The following is a 26,002-nucleotide window of genomic DNA, read 5'->3' on the forward strand; positions in this document are numbered from 1 at the left end:
AATAGCTAATTTAAAATTTTTTTAATAATAGAGGTTTAGTTAAGAGATTTTTAAGATAATTTTTTATTGATATACAGAGAAAGGTTTATGTTATATTTAGTGCATAAATAGAGCTTTCCTTTAATAGTATTAAATAAGAAACAATTTGTACATAATTAGGGGGAGTTTTAATGATAATGATGGTACTTAATAAGAGTAAGCTCAAAAAAATTATAATACTAATTTTAGTGATATTATTAGGATTGTCAGGAGGGGTAATGGTATTAAAATTGTTTAACAATAAGCCCGTTTTCAACTTATTTAATGGAGTAGATTTACCATATGAGAGAGGCACAAAAGATAAAAGTGGCTACGTTGCATTAACATGCAACGTAGACCTTGGATGGGAAACAGAGTACATAGAATCTATTTTGGAAACTCTCAAAAAAGAGAATGTAAAAATTACTTTTAATGTAACTGGGAAGTGGGCAGAAAAAAACAAAGATGAACTATTGAAGATAAAGAAACAAGGACATGAAATAGGAAATCATGGATACAAACACTTAGATTATTCGACACTATCATATGAAGATAACTATAAACAAATAGAAACCTCTAAAAAGATAATTGAAGAAATTATAAATGAAAAGACTAAGTTTTTTCAAGCTCCAGCAGGTTCTTTTGGAGCAGAAACAGTGAAGGCAGCTAAAGAATTAGGATATACTTCAATTAAATGGGATGCTGATACTATAGACTGGAAATATAAAGATCAACCAGAAGTAATTATAGATAGAATGAAGAAAAAAGATATTAAAGATAGTAGTATAATCTTAATGCATCCAACTGATGCAACGACAAAATGTATTGATGATATTATAGCAATTGTAAGAGAAAAAGGATTAAAACCAGGTAAACTTAGTGATGTATTTAAGTAGACAAAGTATAAAAATTTGATTAAGATTGTATAAGTTGTAGTTGAATTAATTAAAAGACTGACTTATAATGTAATACATATAAAAATAAATAGAATTAGAACATAGTGTTTTCAATAATCCAATGTAAAATAAAGAATAAATTTTTAGGAGAATGTAATGTATAAGACAAAAATACTGGAAAATGGGCTTACAATAATTGGTGAAGAAATACCATATCTAAAGTCAATAACATTAGGTATTTGGATAAATGCAGGGTCTAGAATAGAAGAAGAAGAGGTAAGTGGAACTTCTCATTTTATAGAACATATGATGTTTAAAGGAACCAAAAATAGAACCTCAAAAGAGATTGCTAGCACAATTGACAATTTAGGTGGGCAAATCAATGCATTTACAAGTAAAGAATGTACATGTTATTATGTAAAATTAATAGATGAGCATATAGATACAGGAATAGATGTATTAAGTGATATGATACTAAATTCTAGATTTGATAAAAATGATATAGATAAGGAAAGACTTATAATACTGGAGGAACTTAAGATGTATGAAGATTCTCCAGACGATTTATCTTATGATTTATTAGTCGAAAATATATATGCTAATGATGGTTTAGGGATGAATATAATTGGGACAAAAGATTCTCTATACAATATAACTAAGGAATCTATGTTAGAGTACTTAAACAAATATTATATTCCAAATAATGCAGTCATTTCTATAGTTGGAAACTTTGACTTTGATGATATGGTAGATAAACTTGAATCTAAATTTGGAAACTGGAAAAAGAGAAATTTAAATATAGACGTAACTGAGGCTACGTTTAATCCTTGTTTTATATCAAAAAATAAAGATACTGAACAGGTAAATTTGGCTATGTGTTTAAAAGGTATTCCATTTGAAAATGATGATGAAGTTTATTCAATGGCAGTGGTAAACAATATTTTTGGTGGAAGTATAAGCTCAAGACTTTTTCAGAAGATAAGGGAGGAAAAAGGGTTAGTATATTCAATATATTCATCACAAACACTATACAGAAAATGTGGTGAATTGGGTATATTTGCAAGTATGAGTACAGAAAATTTACAAGATGTTTATAATTTAATAAAAGAAGAAATTGAAAATATAAGAAAAAATTATCTTACAGAAAAAGAAATATTTGAAAGTAAGGAGCAACTAAAAGGTAATTATATATTGGATTTAGAAAGTACTAGCAGTAGAATGATGTCTACTGGTAAATCTATGTTATTGAGTAAAAAAGTAAAAACTACAGATGAAATACTTGAATGTATAAATAATGTTGATATTAATTCAGTAAAAAAAGTTGTTGATAAGGTATTCAATATAGAAAATATTGGTACATGTATAGTGGGAAGAGATGTAGAAGATATTCTGCACTTGGATTAATATCTTAAAAAGTAAATCTCTGGAGGTATAAAATATGAATTTATCTGAAATAGCAGGTAAGGAAATAGTTAACTTAGTCACAGGAGAAAGATTAGGAGTTATTGGAGAGTGTGACCTTATACTAGATGAAACTACAGGCGGGATATTGGCGCTTTTAATTCCAAAAGAAAAAGGCTTTTTTGCCAGAAGAAAAGATAAGTCATTTTTAGAAGTTCCATGGAGAAATGTAAAAAAAATAGGCAATGATATGATAATTATAGAATATGAGGGATATATTTAGGAGGAAAAAATGAGTATTTTAGTGCAAAAGTTTGGTGGGACATCAGTAGAATCATATGAAAAAATGAATGAAGTATGTAAAATAGTAAAAGCATACAGAGATAATGATGAAGAGTTACAATTAGTATTAGTAGTTTCAGCAATGGGTAGAAAGGGAGCTCCATATGCCACAGATACACTTATAAATCTATGTAATTCAGTAAATGACGAACCAAATAAAAGAGAACTTGATTTAATAATGTCTTGTGGTGAAATAATATCAGGGACAGTTCTTGCTAATTTATTAAATGCAAAAGGTATAGAATCTGTTTTCTTTACTGGTCAACAAGCAGGTATAATTACAAGTGATGAGTATTCTAATGCAAAAATAAAATATATAAACCCTAAAAAGGTAAAAAGAGCATTAGATGATGGTAAAGTTGTTGTTATAGCTGGATTTCAAGGTGTAACAGATGATGGTGAAGTAACGACTCTTGGAAGAGGTGGAAGTGATACATCAGCAGTTGCTATTGGTAAATCTTTAGAATGTGAGACAGTTGAAATTTACACTGATGTAGATGGTATAATGACTGCAGACCCTAGAGTAGAACCAAATGCTAAAGTATTGAGTTTTATAGATTATGAAGAAGTATTTCAAATGGCAGATAAAGGAGCTAAGGTAATACATCCAAGAGCAGTACAGTTGGCTAAAAGTGGAAATATAACTCTAGCAATAAAAAATACAATGAATCCAACTTTTGAAGGTACAAAAATAGGTTCTTTATGTAAGCATTTAGAACAAAATATAGAATATGAACAAGAAAAAGACCTTAAAGTTGCTGTTGCAAATAAAGATAGTGTTGCTCAAGTTAAGATTAAATCAGCAGAAGAAGTGTTTACAGAAGTATTAAATGAAATAGAAAAGAAACTTATAAATATAGATATGATAAATTTCTTTATATCAGAAAAAGCCTTTGTTATTGAAGATGCTGATATAAAAGAATTAAAAGAAATACTAGATAAATTTGAATTAGATTATGAAGTAAATAGAGATTGTGCTAAAGTAACATTGATATGTTCAAGAATAGCTGATGAAATGTCTGGTATCATGTCAAAAGTAGTTAGAGGGTTATCAAAAGCAGGAGTATCTCTTTTACAAACATCAGATTCAAATATGACTATATCTTGTTTAGTTAGTGAAGAAGATATGCATACAGCAGTACATGCAATACACCAACAATTTTATGTAAAATAAGAATCGTAATACAATTACTTTTATTCAAAATTTAATAATTTTGCTTATATCTTAATATATTTGATTTATTTGGTAAAACTAAGTTAAATATATTTTGATAGGAGTTTTTTTATGAAAGATTATAAAGATGATAATGAAACATTTGATAAAGATAATTGTAGAAGAGATTCTAGCTGTGAGGAAAGAGAATGTATAAAACAATTTGGCACTAGTGAGATGCCTCCTCAGCCTCCTAAAGATACCCAATGTATAACTATAATTGGAGAAATTGAAGGTCATTTTATAGGAAATCCTCAGAAAAAAGCTACGAAGTATGAACATATAATTCCAATGCTTTATTCAATTGAAGAAAGTAATGATGTTAAAGGAGTACTAGTTGTTTTAAATACTGTTGGAGGAGATATTGAGGCAGGTCTAGCTATTGCAGAACTTTTAAATAGTACATCCAAAAAAGTAGTTACTCTTGTATTAGGGGGAAGTCATAGTATAGGTGTTCCTCTTGCTACTGCTGGTGATTACTCATTTATAGCTCCAACTGCAACAATGATTATACATCCTGTAAGAACAACTGGACTTGTAATAGGTATAAATGAAACTTTCGAGTATTTTAAAAAGATGCAAGAGAGAATAATTCAATTTATCATAAGAACATCTAATATCGAAAGAGATATACTTGATAAACTTATGCATGAGAAAGATGAGCTTATAAGTGATGTGGGTAGTGTTCTAATAGGAAAAGAAGCTGTAGATTATGGGCTTATAGATGAAGTTGGTGGATTAAAAGATGCTATTAAAAAATTAAAAGAGCTTATAAAAGAGTCAGAGGAAGAAAAAAATAATGATTAAAATTTGTTTAAATAATAAAATTTATGATATAATGATGTAATAAAGTAGGAGTGTTAGTGTTAAGGCATTAGCACTTTTTGCTATGAAGGGGTAAAACTTGCTAAAAATAAGGAGTGATATTAATGGCCACGAAAAAGAAGAAAAAAAAGAAGGTAAATACCTTAAGCTTTAATGCAGAATATCATAATTTGATAACCATATTTATAGGTGTATTTTTATTATATAGTTTAAATTCTAATTCTATGGGATGGATACCTGTGATAATGCAAAATCTCTTTAAAGGATTATTTGGAGGACTTTCCATAGCAATACCATTTATAGTAATTATAACAGGACTTCTAGGATTTTTTGATGGAAATGAATATATATATAGACTGAGAAAGACTAAATTATACTACATAATTATTTTATTTATTTTTGTATTTTATGGATTGTTAAATGCAGGAACTCTTCCTGTAGATAGCCCACTAAAAGGTAATATGTTTGATGATGTTATGAAATTGGGTGTAAGTGGACAAGGTAGTGGTTTAATAGCAACAACCATTGCGTATTATATGAGTAAAATATTTGGTATAGCAGGTGGATGGCTAATAAGTATATTTGCTCTTATACTTTCTATAATGTTTATATTTAATATTTCTATAAAAGACTTGGTATCAAATGCAAAGTCAAAATCTAAAACATCAAAAGACAGTAATTTAACTTTTAAAGATAAAATTTCAAATATGAAAAAATCTGCAATAGATATGATAACTGATGAAGTGGATGATACTACTGTAAACAAGAAGCCTGGATTTTTTAAAGGGCTAATGTCAAAAGGTCGTGACAATGAAGATGAAGAAGATGAATATTTAGAAGAAGAAAATGGTGATGGTGTAGACGATAAAACTATTAAAATAGTTGGTTTTAACAAGGCAGAAGATGAATATTTAGAAATATTAGAAGGAACTCAAAGTATGCCAGAACTAGATGTTTTAAAAGAGTTACAGAAAGCTACAAATGAAAATTCAGTTGTAGAGACTAAACCAGAAAAGAAAGTTGATATAAGCAAATCTAATTTAGCTGTAGAAAAAACTCAACCAATAAGCATTGTATCAGAGTCAAATAATGAAGACTATTCAAATTATAAAAAACCTGGTGTTGAACTTTTAAATAAAGTAAATAAAAAATCTGATGAAAATGGCAAAAAGAAGGTTTTAAAAAATGCCTCTCTTTTAGAAAAGACACTTTCAGATTTTGGAGTGGAAGCAAAGATTAATCAAGTTACAGTTGGTCCGACTATAACAAGATATGAGATACAACCAAGTCCAGGGGTTAAAGTAAGTAAAATTGTAAACTTAACTGATGATATAGCTTTGAGTTTAGCAGCTAAAAGTATAAGAATTGAAGCACCAATCCCTGGGAAAAGTGCAATTGGAATAGAGGTTCCAAATGAGGAAGCTCAAATGGTTGGAGTAAGAGAAGTTCTAGAAAGTGAAGAGTTTAATAATTTTGATTCACCTCTTGCAATGGGACTTGGAAAAGATGTAGCAGGTAAAATTATAATTGGAGATATAGGTAAGATGCCACATTTACTTATAGCTGGTTCTACAGGTTCAGGAAAGAGTGTCTGTGTAAACACTTTGATAAGTAGTATATTATATAAGGCAAACCCTGATGAAGTAAAATTACTTTTAATAGACCCAAAGGTAGTTGAACTTGCAAATTATAATGGAATACCACATCTTCTGATACCTGTAGTTACAGACCCTAAAAAAGCTGCTAATGCTTTAAACTGGGCAGTGACAGAAATGAATAGAAGATATAAATTATTTGCAGATGCTCAAGTAAAAGATGTAACAAGTTATAATGAAAAATCAGAGGAAAAATTACCTAAAATAGTAATAATAATAGATGAGTTAGCAGATTTAATGATGGCAAGCGCAAATGATGTAGAGGATTATATTTGTAGACTAGCTCAGATGGCCAGAGCTGCTGGAATGCACTTGATTGTAGCTACACAAAGACCATCTGTTGATGTCATAACGGGTGTTATAAAAGCTAATATACCATCTAGAATAGCATTTGCAGTGTCATCTCAAACTGATTCAAGAACAATACTTGATATGGGTGGAGCAGAGAAACTTTTAGGTAAAGGTGATATGCTATTTTACCCACTTGGAGCGGCAAAACCAGTTAGACTTCAAGGTGCATTTATATCAGAAAGTGAGTCAGAAAGAGTAATTGATTTTGTAAAAGACCAAGTTAAGGATGGAATAAAGTATGAGGAAGATATAATTGAAACTATATCTAAAGTTAACACATCAAAATCTAGTGATGAGGATGAATTTTTAAGTGAGGCAATAGAATTTGTTGTAGATAGTGGTCAAGCATCTGCTTCTATGTTGCAAAGAAGATTTAAAATAGGATTTAATAGAGCGGCTAGACTTATTGACTCTATGGAAGAAAGAGGTATAATTGGAGCTAGCGAGGGAAGCAAACCGAGAAAGGTACTAATAAGCAAACAAGATTTGCAGAATTTAGAAGGTGAATAGAATTGTCAGTTATAGAAATAGAAAAAGCACTTAAGCTAGAAAAAGTAGTTTTTGTAGATGTAAGAACAGAAGGGGAATATGAAGAAGACCATATATTAAATGCTTTTAATATGCCTCTTTTTAAAAACAATGAGCATAATGAAGTCGGAACTATTTATAAGATGCAGGGAAAACATGAAGCAATACAAAAAGGATTTGATTATGTATCATATAAGCTAAAGGATATATATTTACAGGCAGCAGAGCTTGCAGCAAATTATGATAATATCGTCATATATTGTGCAAGAGGCGGAATGAGAAGTGGAAGTATAGTAAATGTATTGTCATCATTAGGTGTAAATGTTTATCAACTTGAAGGTGGATATAAGGCTTACAGAAACTTTGTATTGGATTACTTAAGAAATATAATGAATACAAAGAACTTTATATCTGTGCATGGATTAACTGGTTCAGGAAAGACTGATTTATTGCATTTATTGAAGAAAAAAGAAATAGATGTATTAGATTTAGAAGGTATAGCTAAAAATAGTGGTTCAACCTTTGGTTTTATAACATTTGATGAGAAGCCACCATCTCAAAAGAACTTTGAAACTAATTTATTTGAAAGTATATTTTTCTCAAAGAAGGATTATATATTTGTTGAAAGTGAAAGTAAGCGAGTTGGAAGTGTCATAGTTCCTAATGAAATCTTCGATGCAATGATACGAGATGGGTATCATATACTACTGGAATGTGATATTGATAATAGAGTCAATAGGCTTTGTAGAGATTATATTTATGGTAAAGGTGAAGATAATATATTGGTTTTAAAAGAGTGTATAAATAAATTCAGAAAAAGATTGGGTCATAAAGAAGTAGATGGATATATTGATTTATTAGAATCAGGTAAATATGAAGAGCTTGTAAAAAAATATCTTATAGAATATTACGACCCACTTTATATGCATTCAGTGGAAAAATATAAGTACAATAAAATTGTAAATTTTGATGACACACAAAAAGCCCTAGAAGATGTTATAGGCTTATATGAGAGCATATTGGAAGGAGAGAAAAAATGTTAAAGATAGCATTAGAATCATTAGGATGCTCAAAAAATTTGGTGGATGCAGAAATAATGATGGGAATTTTAAATAAAAAGGGTTATAAATTAATAGGAGATTTTGAAGAAGCTGATGTAATTATAGTAAATACTTGTGGGTTTATAGAGTCAGCTAAGCAGGAATCAATTGATACGATAATAGAATTTGCAGAATTAAAACAGACTGGTAATCTAAAGCTATTGATAGTAACAGGATGTCTAGCTCAAAGATACTCTGAGGAATTAAAAACTGAAATTCCAGAAATAGATGCAATAGTTGGTACAGGAAGCTACCAAAATATAGATGACATACTTAAAGATTTGAGTGAGAAACATCAAATTGTAAGCCTTGATGATATAGAGTTTGTATTTAATGAGGACTTACCAAGATATCTATCTACACCTAGCTATATGGCATACTTAAAAATTGGAGAGGGATGTTCCAATAATTGTACTTATTGTATAATACCTAAGCTTAGAGGTAAATATAGAAGTAGAAAATTTGAAGATATAATTAAAGAAGCGAATAAATTGTCTGAATCTGGAGTAAAAGAACTCGTAGTTATAGCTCAAGATACTACAAAGTATGGTTTTGATTTATATGGTAAAGAAAGATTACCAGAACTTTTAGAAGAGCTTGCAAAGATAAATGGGTTTAAATGGATAAGAGTCATGTACTCATATCCAGAATCAATAACAGAAGAACTGATTAAAGTTATAAAAGAACATGATAATATATGTAGCTATTTTGATATGCCAATACAACATGCAAGTAACAGTATTTTAAAGTTAATGAATAGAAAAACTAGTAAAGAGGATATATTAAATAAAATTAAACTTATAAGAAAGAATATACCAGATGCTATACTTAGAACTACGATAATAGTAGGTTTTCCTGGTGAAACAGAAGAAGATTTTAAACAGCTTGTAGATTTTGTCAAAGAAGTTAAATTTGATAGGCTAGGTGCATTTGCATATTCAAGAGAAGAAGATACACCAGCAGATAAATTACCAAATCACATAGATGAAGAAGTAAAAATACAAAGAAGAGATACTTTAATGATGATTCAACAAAAAATATCTGAAGAACTTAATGATAAAAAAATAGGAAAAACATATGAAGTCCTTATAGAAGAGCAAATAGAAAATAATGTATATACAGGAAGAACACAGGGTGATGCAGAAGAAATTGATAGTATAGTATATGTAAAAAGTGTAGATAATCTTGAAGTAGGAGAATTCGTAAGTGTTCAAATAAATGATGCAATGGAATACGATTTAATGGGAGATGTTGTATATGAACTTGCCTAACAAATTAACTTTGTTTAGAATATTTTTAATTCCAGTATTTGTTTTAATAATGTTATTTAATGTACCGAACAAGTTTTTATTAGCTTGTATTATTTTTATAGTAGCTTCAATTACTGATGCACTAGATGGAAAGATAGCTAGAAAGTATAACTTAGTTACTGATTTTGGGAAGTTTATGGACCCATTAGCAGATAAGTTATTAGTAATCTCAGCACTTACATGTATGATAGAAGATGGTCTTGTAAGTAGTTGGATGGTAATTATAATAGTAGCTAGAGAACTTACAGTTAGCATATTGAGGGCTATAGCAGCTGCTGATGGAAAAGTAATAGCAGCTGGTGGCAGTGGAAAGCTTAAAACGATAACTCAAATGATATCAGTAGTAATTTTATTGTTAGGGGCTCAGTTTGAAAATGAATTAATACTAAATATAGGTGGAATTCTTATACTTATAGCAACACTGCTTACTTTATATTCTGGATGGGAATACCTATATAAAAATAAAGAACTTTTCATGTCTTCTAAATAGAATCTTATCATTTAATAATCATAAATTGATTGATTAATAAATAAAAAATAGCAACTTAAAATTTTAAAAATGTAAAAAAGGGTATACTATAATAGTATATCTCTTTTCTTTTTTAGGAATATTTTCTTTTGTGTATATAATTATTGATAATGGTTTATAAATAAAATGTAGCAAATAAAAATATAATCATTAGGAGCGTTTTTAAATTGACTAGGTTTGATTTATGTTATATAATTAATATATAACAAGAGAACAAATGTTTGTAGATAAATGAAGGGATGGTATAGAGATGAGTGTAGATCAAGAAAAATTAAAAGCGTTGAATGAAGCTTTAGGTAAAATTGAAAAAGATTTTGGTAAAGGTTCAGTAATGAAATTGGGAGAAGCAACGTCTATGTCTATAGATGTTATATCAACAGGAGCAATTGGTTTAGATATAGCTATTGGTATAGGAGGTCTACCTAGAGGGAGAATAGTTGAAATATATGGTCCTGAATCTTCTGGTAAGACGACTGTTGCACTTAGTTGTGTAGCATCAGCTCAAAAAAATGGAGGAATAGCTGCATTTATAGATGCTGAACATGCGCTTGACCCAGTATATGCAAAAGCATTGGGTGTGGATGTTGATAATCTAATCATATCTCAACCAGATACAGGAGAGCAAGCCTTAGAAATAGCAGAGGCATTAATAAGAAGTGGTGCAATTGATATAATAGTAATAGATTCAGTTGCAGCATTGGTTCCAAAAGCAGAAATAGACGGAGATATGGGTGATTCTCATGTAGGTTTACAAGCTAGACTTATGTCTCAAGCACTTAGAAAATTAACTGGTTCGATTAAAAAATCAAATTGTGTTGCTATATTTATAAACCAATTAAGAGAGAAAGTAGGAATAATGTTTGGAAATCCAGAAACGACTACTGGAGGACGTGCATTAAAGTTCTATTCATCTGTTAGATTGGATGTTAGAAAAATAGACACAATAAAACAAGGTGACAAGGTTATAGGAAGCAGAACAAGAGTTAAGGTTGTTAAAAACAAAGTAGCACCACCATTTAAACAATCTGAATTTGATATAATGTATGGAGAAGGTATATCAAAAATTGGAGATCTTTTAGATATAGCTGCTGACATAGATATAGTTAAAAAATCAGGCTCATGGTATAGTTACAATGACACTAAACTTGGACAAGGAAGAGAAAATGTAAAAAAATTCCTAGAGGATAATATGGATTTAACTAATGAAATAGATGAAAAAGTTAGAACATTTTACAATTTAAATGAGGTTAGTGAAGAAGCCGGTACTTTGGTATCAGAAGAAGTTGTTGAAAAATAAGTGAAAATATAAAAAAATAACTATTAAATAAGGACATACCACGCTCCCTATTAGCTTGACACAATGTTGAAAAAATTATAAAATTAAGTGAGGATAAAATATCTAAATTTAATTTTAATTATTAGGAATATTTTTTAATCATAGTGATGACATTTTGGGATTATTAACGAAGGAGGTGGATGTCATAGATAGTGTAGTAATGATTGTAATAGGTGCAGCTGTTGGTATTATAGCTGGATATTTTGTTAGAAAAAATATATCTGAAGCAAAAATTGGACAAGCTGAAAACTTGGCCAAAGAAATAATAGATAAAGCACACCACGACTCAGAAACAGTACAGAAAGAAAAGTTATTAGAAGCTAAAGAAGAGATCCATAAATGGAGAACAGAAGCTGAAAGAGAAAACAAAGAAAGAAGAACAGAAGTACAAAAGTATGAAAAAAGAGTAGTACAAAAAGAAGAAGTCTTAGATAGAAAATTACAAAATTTAGAATCTAAAGAAGTAAATTTAAGTGAAAAATTAAAGACAGTTGAAAAGAAAGAAGAAGAAGTTGAAGTAATAAAAACTCAACAATTGGAAAAATTAGAAAGCATATCAGGAATTACATCTGATAAGGCTAAAGAAATTATTTTAACAAATGCTGAGAGAGATGTAAGACGTGAAATGTCTATAATGATAAAAGAGATAGAAGGTCAAGCTAAAGAAGAAGCTGATAAGAAATCAAGAGAAATTATAGGATATGCAATTCAAAAATGTGCAGCAGATCACGTAGCTGAAACTACTGTTACAGTAGTAAGCTTACCTAATGATGAAATGAAGGGTAGAATAATAGGTAGAGAAGGTAGAAATATAAGGACTCTAGAAACTTTAACAGGGATAGACCTTATAATAGATGACACTCCAGAAGCAGTAATTTTATCAGGATTTGATCCAATAAGAAGAGAAATTGCAAGAATTGCTCTAGAGAAGTTAATAGCAGATGGAAGAATACATCCAGCTAGAATTGAAGAAATGGTTGAAAAAGCGAGAAAAGAAGTTGACAATATTATAAAAGAATATGGTGAACAAGCTGCATTTGAAACTAGTGTACATGGAATTCATCCAGAATTAATAAGATTATTAGGTAGACTTAATTATAGAACTAGTTATGGACAAAATGTTCTTAAACATTCTATAGAAGTTGCTCATATAGCTGGTATAATGGCTGCTGAGATAGGTGCAGATATTAGATTAGCTAAGAGAGCTGGTTTGTTACATGATATAGGTAAGGCTGTAGACCATGAAATGGAAGGTACACATGTTGAAATAGGTATGGATTTACTTAGACGTTATAAGGAATCTAAAGAAGTTATACATGCTATGAGTACACATCATGGAGATTATGAACCTCAAACAGTAGAAGCTGTATTAGTTACAGCAGCAGATGCAATATCAGCTGCTAGACCTGGTGCTAGAAGAGAGACTTTAGAAGCTTATATTAAGAGACTTGAAAAACTAGAAGAAATAGCTAATTCATACGAAGGTGTAGAAAAATCATTTGCTATACAAGCTGGTAGAGAAATTAGAATAATGGTAAAACCAGAAGCTATAAATGATGAAGAAATACACTTATTAGCTAGAGATATGACTAAGAAAATAGAGGATGAACTTGAATATCCTGGACAAATAAAAGTAAGTATAATAAGAGAAACAAGAGCTATAGAATATGCAAAATAAAATATAAATATCTAAATGATAATAAAAATATTTTTAAAAATTTAGATTTGCCACAGGATTTAATAATTTATCCTGTGGCTTTTTAATTTTCAAGGTATAAAATGATATAATTTGAAATAATTATAAGGCTGATAAATATTAATTATAAAGAATTAATAAAATTAATCCTTATATACACATTGTTTGTATAATTATTTAAGTTTGTTTGATATAATGAAGTGATAAAATAATCTATTATATCTAAATAAATATTTTTAGGTTATATAATTTTTTTATATATTCAAATATATAAAAGATATACATATATTTTATGGAGGAAACTATTGTGGAAAAGAAAACATCTAGATGGTATATGTATTATTTACCAGTATTACTAACTTTATCAGTAATACTGTTGTTTGTTTGTGCTTTTAAATCAGATAAACATTCAAATCCTCGAAGCAATCTTATTCCAGTTTCATTTATTGGAGAATTTAGAACATCTAATTCTGAAAATCTTCAGCCGTTTATCAATGTTGACTCATTGAATGATATAAGAAAAGGGTCTATTTATTTGCGTGGACATTTTAGCAGAAATATTCCAGCTGGAGAGACACTTTTGCTACATATCAGCCATCTAAAAGTTGATATTCGTGTATCTAATAAAGAGGTATTTTCCATACAAGAAGGTAGAGAAAATGCACTAACAAAGTCTACAGGTCATCTTTGGACAGGTTTTAAATCTGATGGAATATCGGTTGACGATTTAGTTGAGATAAATATACAACGAGTGTACCCTAGTGGGCGAGCATTACAATTAGTATGTTTTTTTGATGAAATGCAGATTGGCTCCAAGGGCGATTTAATTGTTAGTATACTCCACGAAAACAGGATTGGTCTTATATTTACTATGTTAACAATATCTTTTGGCTTATTTGGTCTAATTGCAAGTATCATTTTGTTTTTTTTGAAAAGTGAGCTAACACGTCAGATTTTTTTGTTATCATGTTTTGCTATATTTGGAGGAATTTGGTGTTTAGCAGATTTTAATATACTTACTCTTATTATCCAATCTCCAACTCTTGTCAGTATTTTGGAATTACTGTCGCAGTTTTTACTTCCAACTTTTTGTATACTTTATTTGTCTACTTACTTAACTGAGTGGAGATTGAACGTTATAAATTTATGTGTGTATTTAATTATGACTATCATACTACTTTGTGTTATTCTCCAAATACTTCATATTTATGATTTGCATGAGTTTCTGATTTTACAAAATAGCATCTGTATTCTAATTGTATTACTTGGTATGGGGTTCTTGGTTATTGAAATTATTATATACAGAGAATCTGATGCTAAGATTGCTTTGTTTGCTTATCTACCAGCAACTATAGGTGGTATTGCAGAAATAGCAAATTATTATACTATATACATTAGAAGTCTACCATTTTTTTGTATAGGTTTTCTAACCACTATTGTATTACAGATTGGGCATATGATGCTATCTATCAAAAGAAAGGAAAAGTTTCAACAGAGATTAGAGGGAGAATTGATGGAAAATCGTATTTCTATAATGCTTAGTCAAATACAGCCTCATTTTTTATATAATGCACTTAACACTATCCAATATTTGTGTAAACATGATTCTAACATGGCAGTTCATGCAGTAGAAAAATTTTCTTCTTATCTTCGTGGAAATATGGATTCTCTTACACAAAAAAAGCTAATTCCATTTGAAAAAGAATTAGCTCATTTAAAAAATTATTTGTACATAGAGTTATTACGCTTTGGAGAGCGTATAAAAATACATTATGAGCTTACAATTACTGATTTTTTTATTCCTGTTCTCACTATACAACCAATTGTTGAAAATGCGATACGACATGGTGTTACAAAACAAAAAGAAGGGGGAACAATTATAGTATCAACATCCAAGGATGAAAATAACATTTATATTGTTATAAAAGATGATGGAGTAGGTTTCCAACCCTTTGAAAGAGTTAATGATGGAAAAAGCCATGTTGGTATTCAAAATGTAAAAAGACGATTAGAGACACAATGTAATGGAATTCTAAATATAGAAAGTGGTATAGGAAAAGGTACAATAGCAACAATAATCATTCCTATTAGAAAGGGGTAAAATTATGAATATAATTGTCGTAGATGACGAGCAAATTGCTCTTAAAAATTTGAATGAAAAATTAACATATATTTCTGGTATTGAAAAAGTTACTCTTTTTGATGAACCTAAGTTGGCGCTAGAGTATTTAAAAAGAAATTTTGTAGATATTGCATTTCTTGACATTGAGATGTACGGTATGAATGGACTAGAGTTTGCATGTCTAGCAAAAGAAATTTTACCAAACATAAATATTATTTTTGTAACTGGTTATTCAGAATATGCGTTAGATGCATTTTCAATGCATGCCAGTGGATATCTTCTAAAGCCTGTTACAATAGAAGGAATTCAGAAAGAAATAGAAAATTTACGTTCTCCTGTTGTTTTGAACCATAAGAGCCATATATTTATTCATACATTTGGTAACTTTGAGGTATTTGTAGATGAAAAGCCATTAACTTTTAGTAGAGCAAAATCAAAAGAATTACTTGCTTATTTAGTAGATAGGAAAGGAGCAAGTGTGACTATTGCTGAAATTGCAGCAGTACTTTGGGAAGACAAAGAATACAATCGTTCTTTGCAAAATCAAACGCAAACTGTTATATCACATCTGATGAAAACCATAAAGGATGCAAAAATTGAATATATAGTTATTAAAAAATGGAATAGCCTTGCAGTAGATATTACAAAATTTGATTGTGATTATTATAATATGTTAAGGTGGGATATGATGGCAATTAACACATATGCTGGAGAATACATGACAAATTACAGTTGGGCAGAATTAACTACAGGTATGCTGTATCAAAAAACTTTTAATTATAATTGTTAAAGATAGATAATATGTTTTTATACAGCAGAAGTTCTTAAGTTTTTTGTTTTGTTGATGTGCTTTGGATGTGCATTATCGATTATATTAATATATTATAGGAATATTAAAAATATATAATAATAAATAAAAATTATATAATAGATTTATATTATTAAAAATGATTTAGATGAGCAATTTATATGTTTTTACATGTAATATCTATGCATTAATGTTGATTTATGAAATTTAATATTTGAAATAAAATTAAGTTTTTGAGATAGTTTGCTGATTAAAATTAATTATATTGTAAGCACTAAAAAGTTGAGAATACAATGAGCCAAAGTGATGATGAAAGAGAGGATACATGATGAAAAAAAATACACTTTTACATACAAATGTTATTGTTTGCGTTATTATTACTATTGGTTTTATAGCTACATCTGTGATTGGGTACCAATCTAATACTAATATTTTTAAAAATGATATTGAACACGTATCTACATTGGCTGCTGAAGGTATTTATTATCAGATAGATAAACTTCTTTCACATCCTATAAATGTATCACTTACCATGGCCAATGATAGTCTATTAAAAAATTTTTTAACTAGTGAGAAAGAATATATAAATGATAGGAACTTTGTTTATAAATTACAGGATTACTTAAATACATACAGAAATAAATATTCCTATGATTCTGTTTTTTTAGTTTCAACCAAGACAAATAATTATTATCATTTTAATGGACTTGATAGGACACTTAGTGCTGACAACTCAGAGAATCAGTGGTATTATGATTTTTTAAAACAGGATGAAGAATATTCATTAAATGTTGATAATGATGAGGCAAGTAATAATAGTATTACTGTATTTGTAAATTGTAAGATAAAAGATGATAATGGATCAACTATGGGAATTATTGGGGTTGGATTAAAAGTTGACTCATTACAAATGTTACTTAAAGAATATGATGAAAAGTTTGATGTTGTAGCACGTCTAATTGATGATAAAGGATTTGTTCAATTATCATCTGAGGAAACAGGCTATGAACATGTTAATTTATTTGAAGACAAAAGTAGTAATTTATCTGCTTCAAAAGATTTAATCTTGAGCAATAAAAAAGAACAGAATAGTTTTTGGAATTCATCAGAAAAATTAAAAAGTTATGTTGTATATCAGTATATCCCAAGTTTAAAATGGCATCTTGTTTTGGAAAATGATTTGACTACAATGAGTAGACAACTTCAAATACAGTTTTTAAAAGGGATTGCAATTATAATTTTAATTATAATGTTTGTACTTTTTACAATTACACGTGTGCTTAAGAAATACAAGCAACAAATAATTAATCTCAGCTCTTCTCAGAAATTAGAATATCAAAAGTTATTGAGTAAATCTACTGAAGATCTCTATGAAAATATTTTTGAGATTGATGTTACTAATAACAAAGCTGGTTGTGAAGATGCAAATCGATATTTTAAAGAGTTTGGCTTAAGTCTTAGCACACCATATGATGAAGCACTCTATATAATTGCTAAAGGGCAAATTAAAGAAGAGTATGCACAAGGTTATTTAGATACATTTTTACCTGAAAATGTTCTTAAGTGTTATAATAGTGGAATCAATAACATAAGTTATGACTTTTTAATTAAAAGAGATGAAGAAAATTATCATTGGATGAGGATTACTGCCAGAATTTTCTTTTGGACATCAGATGAATCTGTTCGCATGATTTCTTATCGTGAAAATATAGATGAAGAAAAAAATAGAGAATTGTTGCTTCTTGAGCGTTCACAACGTGATTCTCTTACTGGTCTTTATAATAAGGGAGTAACAGAGGACTTTATTAGTACATTTTTAAAAAGTGATAAAAATCAAAATTCAGAACATATTTTTCTGATTTTTGATATTGATGATTTCAAAAATGTAAATGATAGATATGGTCATGCATTTGGAGATTTTATTATAAGTGAATTTGCATTAGAATTAAAGTCTCAATTTCGTGAAGATGATATTGTTGGGCGTATTGGTGGAGATGAATTTGTTGTGTTGATAAAAGATTTCAATAGCAGTAATTATGTAATTATGGATAAATTAGAGCGTTTTTGTTCTAAGATTAACCAGAAACGTTTTGCTGAACATGAAGAATTTTCTATTTCATGTAGCATTGGTGTGGCAATATATCCTGAGCATGGCTGTAAGTATTCTGAACTCTATGAAAAAGCAGACCAAGCACTTTACTATACAAAGGGTCATGGAAAAAATTCTTTCCATATTTTTGGGGATGATTCTATTGATGGTATAGCATTTAATATAGACACTAGAGATGTAAAGTTATTGTTGGAGATGTCTACTGATGGTATTGCAAAATTTGCTTGTATGGAAAATTTGAAACTACTTTACTTTAATCAAAAAATGCTTGAGTTTACTGGTTATTCAGCTAGAAATGTTTCATCCAAAGATTTTGATGTACTTTCACCTATATTACCAGAGGATTTACAGGTTGTACTTGATACGCTGAATAAAGCAATACCTAAGAGAGAAACTTTTGAAGTGATTTTTAACTTCCGTCATATAGATGGACACTATTTCCCTGTGAGAATGCAAGGTAAGTTTGTAAATGAACTATACCAAAATCGTTACCCTGTTTTTTATGCAGTTTACACAGATATATCAAACTTTAATGTTTTTTTAGGAAGATAATTTAAATAAAACCTGCTAATATGAATGAATTATTTTTTAGCAGGTTTTAAAATTTTTTGTTCGTTAATTTTTATATAATTAAGTAATATAAGTCACTAGTTAAAGAAATTTTACCTTTTTAGAGTAGATTTTATTTATTATTTAAAAAAATAATTCTGAAGTTTATTTTGTCAGTGCTTATCATAAAGAATTTTATATTTATATATATCTATACTTATTGCAATTTTTCTTTAATAGTTTTGTATTTATTTGTACTTATTTTGAATTTGTTTACGAAATTTGCCTATAAAAAGTATATATAAAAATATAGTTTAAAATGGTATAATTAGTTATAACAGAAGGAGGTAATATAAGTGAGCCAATACATAAATATAAACTCTCAGTTAGACGCCCTGAAATTGAAAGAATTCGAGAAAGTATTTTACGAAAATATCAATAAGGACGTTAAAGTAGTGCCAAAAGTTACTCCTTTTAAAGGAATAAATACTGACTTGTTGTATGTAAAAGATGGAAAAATTTTATTTATAAAATTTATGGATACAACAGAAGACATATATTTTATTTTGGAAGAAGAGTTACTTGAAGTTATGCATGAGGAATATGAGCTTTTGAAACTAAAAATGGGACAAAAGAATAGAAATATAAGCTATAACTATGTTTACATTATGCCATATGTTGAAGTAGACGAAGCTTATGAGTTTGAAGAATTTGTGAATAATAATATAATAGATAAAAATAAGCTTCAAGATATAATGGCTAGTGCTTCACTGGATGAATATCTTAAGGAAAAAAATGATGAAATAAATTTAAATTTATTTTTATTAGATATATGTTCAGAATACTATATAATAAATGACACACTTCACCTAAACGAAAAATTTAAAAAAATTTCCTTCTATAATGATGACTATAAGTATACAGCAACTATGATGGAAGAAATTCAAATTAAAGATGCTATTTCTATTAAATATGGAAATACACTTATTGAAGGCGGTTCTGGTATAGGAAAAACGGCAAATATGCTTTCTAGAGCTATAAAACTGGCAAAAGTATATCCACATCATAAGTTACTAATATTTACACATACAAAACAACTATGTAATGAACTTCGAGAAAGAATAGAATTATTATATAAAGACAATAATAATTTAGAAGTTCATACATTTAGTTCCTTTATATTTAAATTAGCTAAAAAATATAATCTAATTATTGACTATAATATGTTAAAAAATGATTATGAAAAAACATTTAATAATCTTGTAAAGCAAGCACAAAACATTATAAAGAATAAAAATATGTTTAAGGCGATTTTTATTGATGAAGCAGAAAGTTTTTTAGATTATGAAATAGATTTTATAAGAGAGTTTTTATATAAAACAAAATTCATATTTAATGTGTATTCTTGTAACTCTTTAAATATCTTTAATAGACTAAATATATTTAGGAAACTATACAGCAATATAGAGTTTGATGATAAAATAATATTAAATAAAAATTATAGGCAAGCTAAAGAAATTGTTGATTTTACAAATAATTTTTCCAATAATTCTAACGCTTATATTAATGAATTAAGACCTAATACAAAGTTTAATACTTTTTTTAATACAAAAGCACTTAGAGGTGGTAATAAGTCGGTTGATATAATAAAAGTAAGTGATTTAGATGACCAAATAAGTTCTGTAATATGGGAAATCGAATATTTAATAAGCAAAAAAGGTCTTGATTATTCTGAAGTTGCTATTGTATATCCTTATAATAAGAAGAAATTAAAAAGTGGAAAAACTATTTATTTTCAATACATGTTAAAAAAGGCATTAGAAGAAGCACAAATTCCTTATATATGCGCAGAAGATAACTTAACAAACATAAGTAAGAAGATAGGAACGACAATAGCAAATATATATACAATAAAGAATTTAGAATATAAAGCGATAATAATATGTGAGTTAGAAATGTTGTATAATCAAACAATAAATGATACAGAGCAAGATTATCAAGTAAATGACTTTGTAGGTGATTTAAATAAGGTTTATTTGGCTATGAGCAGGGCCACTGACTATCTAAGTATAGTAACAACCTTTAATGAAGATGCAAGTGATATAATAAGAATTATTACAGAATCAAAAGAAGATAGGGAATAAAACATATTTTGAATTCAAAAAATTAAAAGAGACTGAATTGTGTAGAATAAATATTACCAACTCAGTCTCTTATTTTTTTAACTTACTTTTCCAATATTATCAAAAGGTAATAACCTTACCATGACCTTACCAAGAATTTCGTCTTCATCAACCATACCTACATCTGGGAATCTACTATCATTACTATTTTCTCTGTTATCACCCATTGCAAATAACTTTCCTTCTGGAACAACTGTGTCTATATCTCCAGAAGTATAATTATTATGTATATATGGTTCGGTTAGTAATTTGCCATTTACATATACTTTAGAATTTGATATTTTTATACTGTCACCTTCAGTAGCTATAACTCTCTTTATTAAATCTTTTTTCTTTCCAGTATCTCCATCAACTAAATTAGTTTTAAAAACTACAATATCACCTTTTTCAGGTTTACCAACTTTATATGATATTCTATTTAAAATTAGATAGTCTTTATCATCTAAAGTAGGATACATTGATTCTCCACTAACAATAGAAGGTCTTATAAATTGTAATATTACAAATGCAAGTACAATAGCCATGGCTATTGACTTAATCCAATCAAATATTTCCTTTTTAACACTCATAATTTTTCTCCTTATCATTTGTCATTAAATTAAAATACTCTAGAATAAAAAGAAATAACCAAGAACAACTATACCCAAAATTATTCTATAATAGCCAAAGACTTTGAAATCGTGTTTTTTGATATAATCCATAAAAAACTTAATAACTACGATTGAAACTATAAAAGCTACTACAGAGCCAACACCTAAAATAAGCCATTCAAATCCAGTAAATCCAAACCCAGCTTTTAAAAGTTTTAATGCACTAGCTCCAAGCATTGTAGGAATAGCTAAGAAGAATGAAAATTCTGCTGCTACGTATCTAGAAGTACCAAGTAATACTGCACCGATTATAGTTGAACCAGATCTAGATGTACCTGGAATAAGAGCTAGACATTGGAATAAACCTATACAAAGAGCTAGTTTATATGTAACTTGAGAAAAATCTTTATATTTTGGTCTTTTATTTCTATTTTCAAGTCCTATCATTATTATACCATATACAATAAGAGCAATTGCAACTACTGTTGAATTGAAGAATAATCTGTCTATATCATCCTCAAACAGTATACCAATAACTCCAGATGGTATAACTGCAATTATAACCTTAAGCCATAAGCGAACTGTTTCTTTTTTTTGTTTAGTATTTTTTGCACTATCAAAAGGATTTAACTTCCTAAAAAATATAACAAGTACAGCCAATATTGAACCAAATTGAATTACAACTAAAAATGTATTTATAAATGTAGATGAAAAATTCAATTTTATAAATTCATCAACTAATATCATATGCCCTGTACTACTTACTGGTAGCCATTCTGTAATTCCTTGAACTATTCCCAAAATGACTGCTTTAAAAACTTCAAGCAAACTAAATGTTTCCAAATTTAAATACCTCCAATACAAATTTATAGTAGCATATTTTATTCAAAGATTAATAAAATATGCCATCTTTTACTAACTTATAATACCATAGTACTGTGTAGTGCACAATGGAAGATTGATATTTTCATAAAACCTTCATAATTTAAAATCATAAACTTGAAACTTGTCTATTGAATAAGGGGTATATATGAGGGGGAAATATATGGTATAGTAAAAGTATAACTATTTTATTTTATGAAAAGGAAAGGAGTTATTATGTATAGTACGAAAATATTGGATGATTATGAGTATGAAACTTTTAATGTTTTTTCTACAAAATTAAACCCAAATACAAAACACGATTATTTATCAAAGGTTATGTTATTTAAAGAGTTTCTAAAAGGAAAGGAATTAATTTATGTAACAAAAGAAGATTGTAAAAATTTTGTGGACTATATACAAACCAAATATGCAAAATCAACTTGTGAAAAGATATATAGTTATTTACATAGTTTTTACAACTTCTTAAAAAAAGAAGGATATATAGATATAAATCCATTTAGACATGTAGAAAAACCAACAGTAACTAGAATAAAGACAAAGGATGATGTTTTAAGCATACAGGAAATAAATAAGCTTATAGGTATTTTGCCAAAACTGAATATAAGAGATAGAGTGATAATAGTCTGTCTAGTTACTACTGGGTGTTTATTAAATGAATTAGTTAGCTTAAAGTGGAAAGACCTTATGGTAGATGAAAACGATAACTCGTATGTTAGACTAGGAAAGGGAAGAAAAGAGAGAGTAGTAAAGTTACATCCATACTTTTTTAGGCTTTTAGAAGACTACAGAAACTATTCTGGACTTCCAGAAGTAATAATACCTAATGATGATTTTATTTTTACAACTCAAAAAAGCAATTCTATAACAGATAGAAATGTCAGATTGATAGTAAAAAAAGCATTAGATTTAGCAGGACTTTCTCAATATTCAGCAAGAGACTTTAGACATTCATTTGCAGCAATAAGTTTAAGACTTGGGGCAGATGAGAGTGACGTAAAAAATCAACTTGGCTGGAGTGATAAATACTATGCAATTAGGTATAAATATGTATTGAATTTTGTTGATAGCGAGATTGTGGATTATTTAATTGAAAAAGATAATCTAGATATAAATAAAAAATATTAGAACATAAAAAATAATCTATATAAATATGAACAAAAAACAAAAAAGCCTTGTTATAGTTCGTAAAATTATATATAATTATTTATGTACTAATATGTACATAATAACTATACAACAAAAGATTTAAGGAAGGTGCTAATATAATGATAGATAACAAATATACTACATACTCAAATCCGCTTACAGATAGATACTGTAGTAAAGATATGAGTTATATATTTTCTCCGCAATTTAAATTTTCTACATGGAGAAGATTATGGGTTGCTCTTGCTGAAGGTGAGCATGAGTTAGGAATCAATATAACTGAAGAACAATTAGATGAGTTAAGAGCTAATATAGATAATATAAATTTTGATGAAGCTAGAAAAATAGAAAAAGAAGTAAGACATGATGTAATGTCTCATGTAAAAGCGTATGGTTTACAATGTGAAAAAGCTAAAGGAATCATTCATTTAGGAGCAACATCTGCTTATGTTGGAGATAATACAGATGTTGTACAAATGAATGAAGCTCTAAAACTTTTAAGAGTAAAGCTTGTAAATTTGATAAACAACTTAAAAGAATTTGCACTTAAGTATAAGGATATGCCAGCTCTTGGTTTTACGCACTTTCAAGCAGCACAACTTACAACAGTAGGGAAAAGAGCTTGTTTGTGGGCTCAAGATTTAATTCTTGATTTAGAAGACTTAAATTATAGAATAGACAATATGAAATTAAGAGGAGTTAAAGGGACTACTGGGACTCAAGCAAGTTTTTTAAGTTTATTTGAAGGAGACCATGAAAAAGTAAAAGAGTTAGATAAGAAAATCTGTAACAAAATGGGATATAGTTCTTCTTATGCAGTAAGTGGACAAACATACACTAGAAAGCTGGACTATCAAGTAATAAGTGTATTATCAGGAATAGCTCAAAGTATGCATAAAATGACTAATGACATAAGACTTTTACAAAGTCTAAAAGAATTAGAAGAGCCATTTGAAAAAAATCAAATAGGTTCATCAGCAATGGCTTATAAAAGAAATCCAATGAGAAGTGAAAGAATAGCTTCTTTATCTAAATATATAATATCTGAATCTATAAGCCCTGCAATGGTACAGGCTACTCAATGGTTAGAGAGAACATTAGATGACTCAGCCAATAAAAGATTAGCTATACCTCAAGCTTTTATGGCAGCAGATGCTATACTTGAAATAGGTATAAATGTAACTGATGGGTTAGTAGTATATGAAAATATGATAAATAAACGTGTAAATGAAGAACTTCCTTTTATGGCTACAGAAACAATACTTATGGAAGCTGTAAAAAGAGGTGGAGATAGACAGGAATTACATGAGATAATAAGAGAATATTCTATGAAAGCTGCTTATAGAGTTAAACATGAAGGTAAAGATAATAATTTAATTGAGCTTATAATGAATGATGATTCATTTAAAATGAGTAAGGAAGAAATATTATCTATAATGGACCCAAAAAACTTTATAGGTAGAGCTCCAGAACAAGTTGTAGAATTTGTAAATGAAGTTGTAGAACCAGCTATAAAAGATTATAAAGAAGATTTAGGAAAAGTAGATGTGGATTTAAGAGTGTAAGTTTTATAGATAAAATATAATTAAAAATGGCTATCTTATTTATAAATAAGATAGCCATTTTAATGGGCTAGCGTCTGCTCTTCACCGCTGTGAAGAGTTCTTCCTTATTTACTATATCATGAATTTAATAAAATAGCTATATAAATAATATTTAATCAGAGAAATATTATTAAAAATAAGAAAAACAATAAGATTACTAATTAAATTTAATCATTATTTAAAAACTATTGTACTTGCAATATTTTTAATGTAAACTGAAATAAGTTAGTTAGATAATTTAATAAATTTTAAAACAACTGAGGTGATTGTATGAAATACGTAGTAAAAGATACTATAAGTTTTTTGGTAAAAACATTTCCGAAGATTTATTCTAGCTTATATTTAGAAGACCTAAAAAAATTCGCACCAGACTATAATGTAAATAAAACACAATTAAGAGCATTAGTATTTATAAGAAATTATGGAGTAATAAGCATGACTGATTTATGCTCTAAATTAAATATAGAAAAAGGCAGTCTAACTAGTATGGTAGATGATTTAACAGAAAAGAAATATGTAACAAGAAAAAGAGATTTAGTTGATAGAAGAAAGTATTTAATTGATATTACAGAAGAAGGAGATAAGATAGCTTCTGATTTTATGGATAAATTGAGTGATGGATTAGAAGAGAAGCTTTCTAGACTAACTGAAGAAGATAGAAAGAACTATCTAGGAGCAATAAATACTCTTCAATATATATTAAATAAAGACGAATTTAGATAGAAAACTATGAAAAATCCCCTTTTCAAATATTGGTTGAAAAGGGGACTTTTTATCTGATAAAATTTACATAAAGTAAACTTTT

General features: G+C 28.4%; 20 protein-coding genes. 18 read left to right on the plus strand and 2 right to left on the minus strand.

Annotation, left to right across the window (positions count from 1 at the left end; translation table 11 throughout):
- Window positions 1-170 precede the first annotated feature (170 nt).
- From IC758_RS06515 to IC758_RS06585, 15 genes are all read left to right on the plus strand, one after another.
- Window positions 171-914 (plus strand): polysaccharide deacetylase family protein, encoded by a 744-nt coding sequence (locus IC758_RS06515; RefSeq protein ID WP_227434229.1) that lies wholly within the window; start codon window positions 171-173, stop codon window positions 912-914.
- 156 nt (window positions 915-1,070) lie between these two features.
- Window positions 1,071-2,318, plus strand: a complete 1,248-nt coding sequence (locus IC758_RS06520) for a M16 family metallopeptidase (protein WP_227482252.1) — start codon at window positions 1,071-1,073, stop codon at window positions 2,316-2,318.
- A 34-nt stretch (window positions 2,319-2,352) separates the two neighbouring features.
- Window positions 2,353-2,598 (plus strand): YlmC/YmxH family sporulation protein, encoded by a 246-nt coding sequence (locus tag IC758_RS06525; RefSeq protein WP_003419503.1) that lies wholly within the window; start codon window positions 2,353-2,355, stop codon window positions 2,596-2,598.
- A 9-nt stretch (window positions 2,599-2,607) separates the two neighbouring features.
- Window positions 2,608-3,831: an aspartate kinase gene (gene dapG / locus IC758_RS06530; protein ID WP_227434231.1), complete on the plus strand. Its 1,224-nt coding sequence runs from the start codon at window positions 2,608-2,610 to the stop codon at window positions 3,829-3,831.
- 111 nt (window positions 3,832-3,942) lie between these two features.
- The gene (locus IC758_RS06535; protein ID WP_227434232.1) at window positions 3,943-4,677 is read left to right on the plus strand and encodes a ClpP family protease; all 735 of its coding nucleotides are present in this window, start codon (window positions 3,943-3,945) and stop codon (window positions 4,675-4,677) included.
- A gap of 122 nt (window positions 4,678-4,799) precedes the next feature.
- Window positions 4,800-7,211 carry an FtsK/SpoIIIE family DNA translocase gene (locus IC758_RS06540; RefSeq protein ID WP_227851623.1) on the plus strand — a complete coding sequence of 804 codons (2,412 nt, stop codon included), beginning with the start codon at window positions 4,800-4,802 and terminating at the stop codon, window positions 7,209-7,211.
- 2 nt (window positions 7,212-7,213) lie between these two features.
- Window positions 7,214-8,272 (plus strand): tRNA 2-selenouridine(34) synthase MnmH, encoded by a 1,059-nt coding sequence (mnmH, locus tag IC758_RS06545; RefSeq protein WP_227434234.1) that lies wholly within the window; start codon window positions 7,214-7,216, stop codon window positions 8,270-8,272.
- Window positions 8,266-9,600: a 30S ribosomal protein S12 methylthiotransferase RimO gene (gene rimO, locus IC758_RS06550; RefSeq protein WP_227860827.1), complete on the plus strand. Its 1,335-nt coding sequence runs from the start codon at window positions 8,266-8,268 to the stop codon at window positions 9,598-9,600. The genes mnmH and rimO overlap by 7 nt, the downstream gene beginning before the upstream one ends.
- Window positions 9,587-10,129 carry a CDP-diacylglycerol--glycerol-3-phosphate 3-phosphatidyltransferase gene (pgsA, locus tag IC758_RS06555; protein ID WP_227434236.1) on the plus strand — a complete coding sequence of 181 codons (543 nt, stop codon included), beginning with the start codon at window positions 9,587-9,589 and terminating at the stop codon, window positions 10,127-10,129. Before rimO ends, pgsA begins: the two co-directional genes overlap by 14 nt.
- A 289-nt stretch (window positions 10,130-10,418) precedes the next feature.
- Complete coding sequence (recA, locus tag IC758_RS06560) at window positions 10,419-11,465, plus strand: recombinase RecA (RefSeq protein WP_227434237.1); 1,047 nt, start codon at window positions 10,419-10,421, stop codon at window positions 11,463-11,465.
- 175 nt (window positions 11,466-11,640) lie between these two features.
- A complete protein-coding gene (rny, locus tag IC758_RS06565; protein WP_227434331.1) occupies window positions 11,641-13,182 on the plus strand; it encodes a ribonuclease Y in 1,542 nt (513 codons plus the stop codon).
- A gap of 325 nt (window positions 13,183-13,507) precedes the next feature.
- Window positions 13,508-15,301, plus strand: coding sequence for a sensor histidine kinase (locus IC758_RS06570; protein WP_227860828.1), 1,794 nt, complete (start codon window positions 13,508-13,510; stop codon window positions 15,299-15,301).
- A 4-nt stretch (window positions 15,302-15,305) separates the two neighbouring features.
- Entirely contained in the window at window positions 15,306-16,112 is an 807-nt protein-coding gene (locus IC758_RS06575; RefSeq protein ID WP_227823666.1) for a response regulator, read from the plus strand.
- 346 nt (window positions 16,113-16,458) lie between these two features.
- Window positions 16,459-18,792, plus strand: a complete 2,334-nt coding sequence (locus IC758_RS06580; RefSeq protein WP_227860829.1) for a diguanylate cyclase — start codon at window positions 16,459-16,461, stop codon at window positions 18,790-18,792.
- A gap of 353 nt (window positions 18,793-19,145) precedes the next feature.
- Window positions 19,146-20,933, plus strand: a complete 1,788-nt coding sequence (locus tag IC758_RS06585; RefSeq protein ID WP_227434241.1) for a UvrD-helicase domain-containing protein — start codon at window positions 19,146-19,148, stop codon at window positions 20,931-20,933.
- 77 nt (window positions 20,934-21,010) lie between these two features.
- Here IC758_RS06585 and lepB read toward each other — a convergent pair whose 3' ends face one another.
- A complete protein-coding gene (gene lepB, locus IC758_RS06590; RefSeq protein ID WP_227434242.1) occupies window positions 21,011-21,541 on the minus strand; it encodes a signal peptidase I in 531 nt (176 codons plus the stop codon).
- Between the two features lie 39 nt (window positions 21,542-21,580).
- Window positions 21,581-22,405, minus strand: coding sequence for an undecaprenyl-diphosphate phosphatase (locus tag IC758_RS06595; protein ID WP_227434243.1), 825 nt, complete (start codon window positions 22,403-22,405; stop codon window positions 21,581-21,583).
- Between the two features lie 255 nt (window positions 22,406-22,660).
- Between IC758_RS06595 and IC758_RS06600 the strand changes: the two genes are divergently transcribed.
- From IC758_RS06600 to IC758_RS06610, 3 genes are all read left to right on the plus strand, one after another.
- On the plus strand, window positions 22,661-23,572 hold the full coding sequence (locus IC758_RS06600) for a tyrosine-type recombinase/integrase (RefSeq protein ID WP_227434244.1): 912 nt from the start codon (window positions 22,661-22,663) through the stop codon (window positions 23,570-23,572).
- 140 nt (window positions 23,573-23,712) lie between these two features.
- Window positions 23,713-25,158 carry an adenylosuccinate lyase gene (gene purB, locus IC758_RS06605; RefSeq protein ID WP_227482258.1) on the plus strand — a complete coding sequence of 482 codons (1,446 nt, stop codon included), beginning with the start codon at window positions 23,713-23,715 and terminating at the stop codon, window positions 25,156-25,158.
- Between the two features lie 309 nt (window positions 25,159-25,467).
- Window positions 25,468-25,920 carry a MarR family winged helix-turn-helix transcriptional regulator gene (locus IC758_RS06610; RefSeq protein WP_227434246.1) on the plus strand — a complete coding sequence of 151 codons (453 nt, stop codon included), beginning with the start codon at window positions 25,468-25,470 and terminating at the stop codon, window positions 25,918-25,920.
- The last annotated feature ends 82 nt before the right edge of the window (window positions 25,921-26,002 follow it).

Origin of the sequence: Clostridioides sp. ES-W-0016-02 (assembly GCF_020641035.1) — a bacterium.
GTDB lineage: Bacteria > Bacillota > Clostridia > Peptostreptococcales > Peptostreptococcaceae > Clostridioides.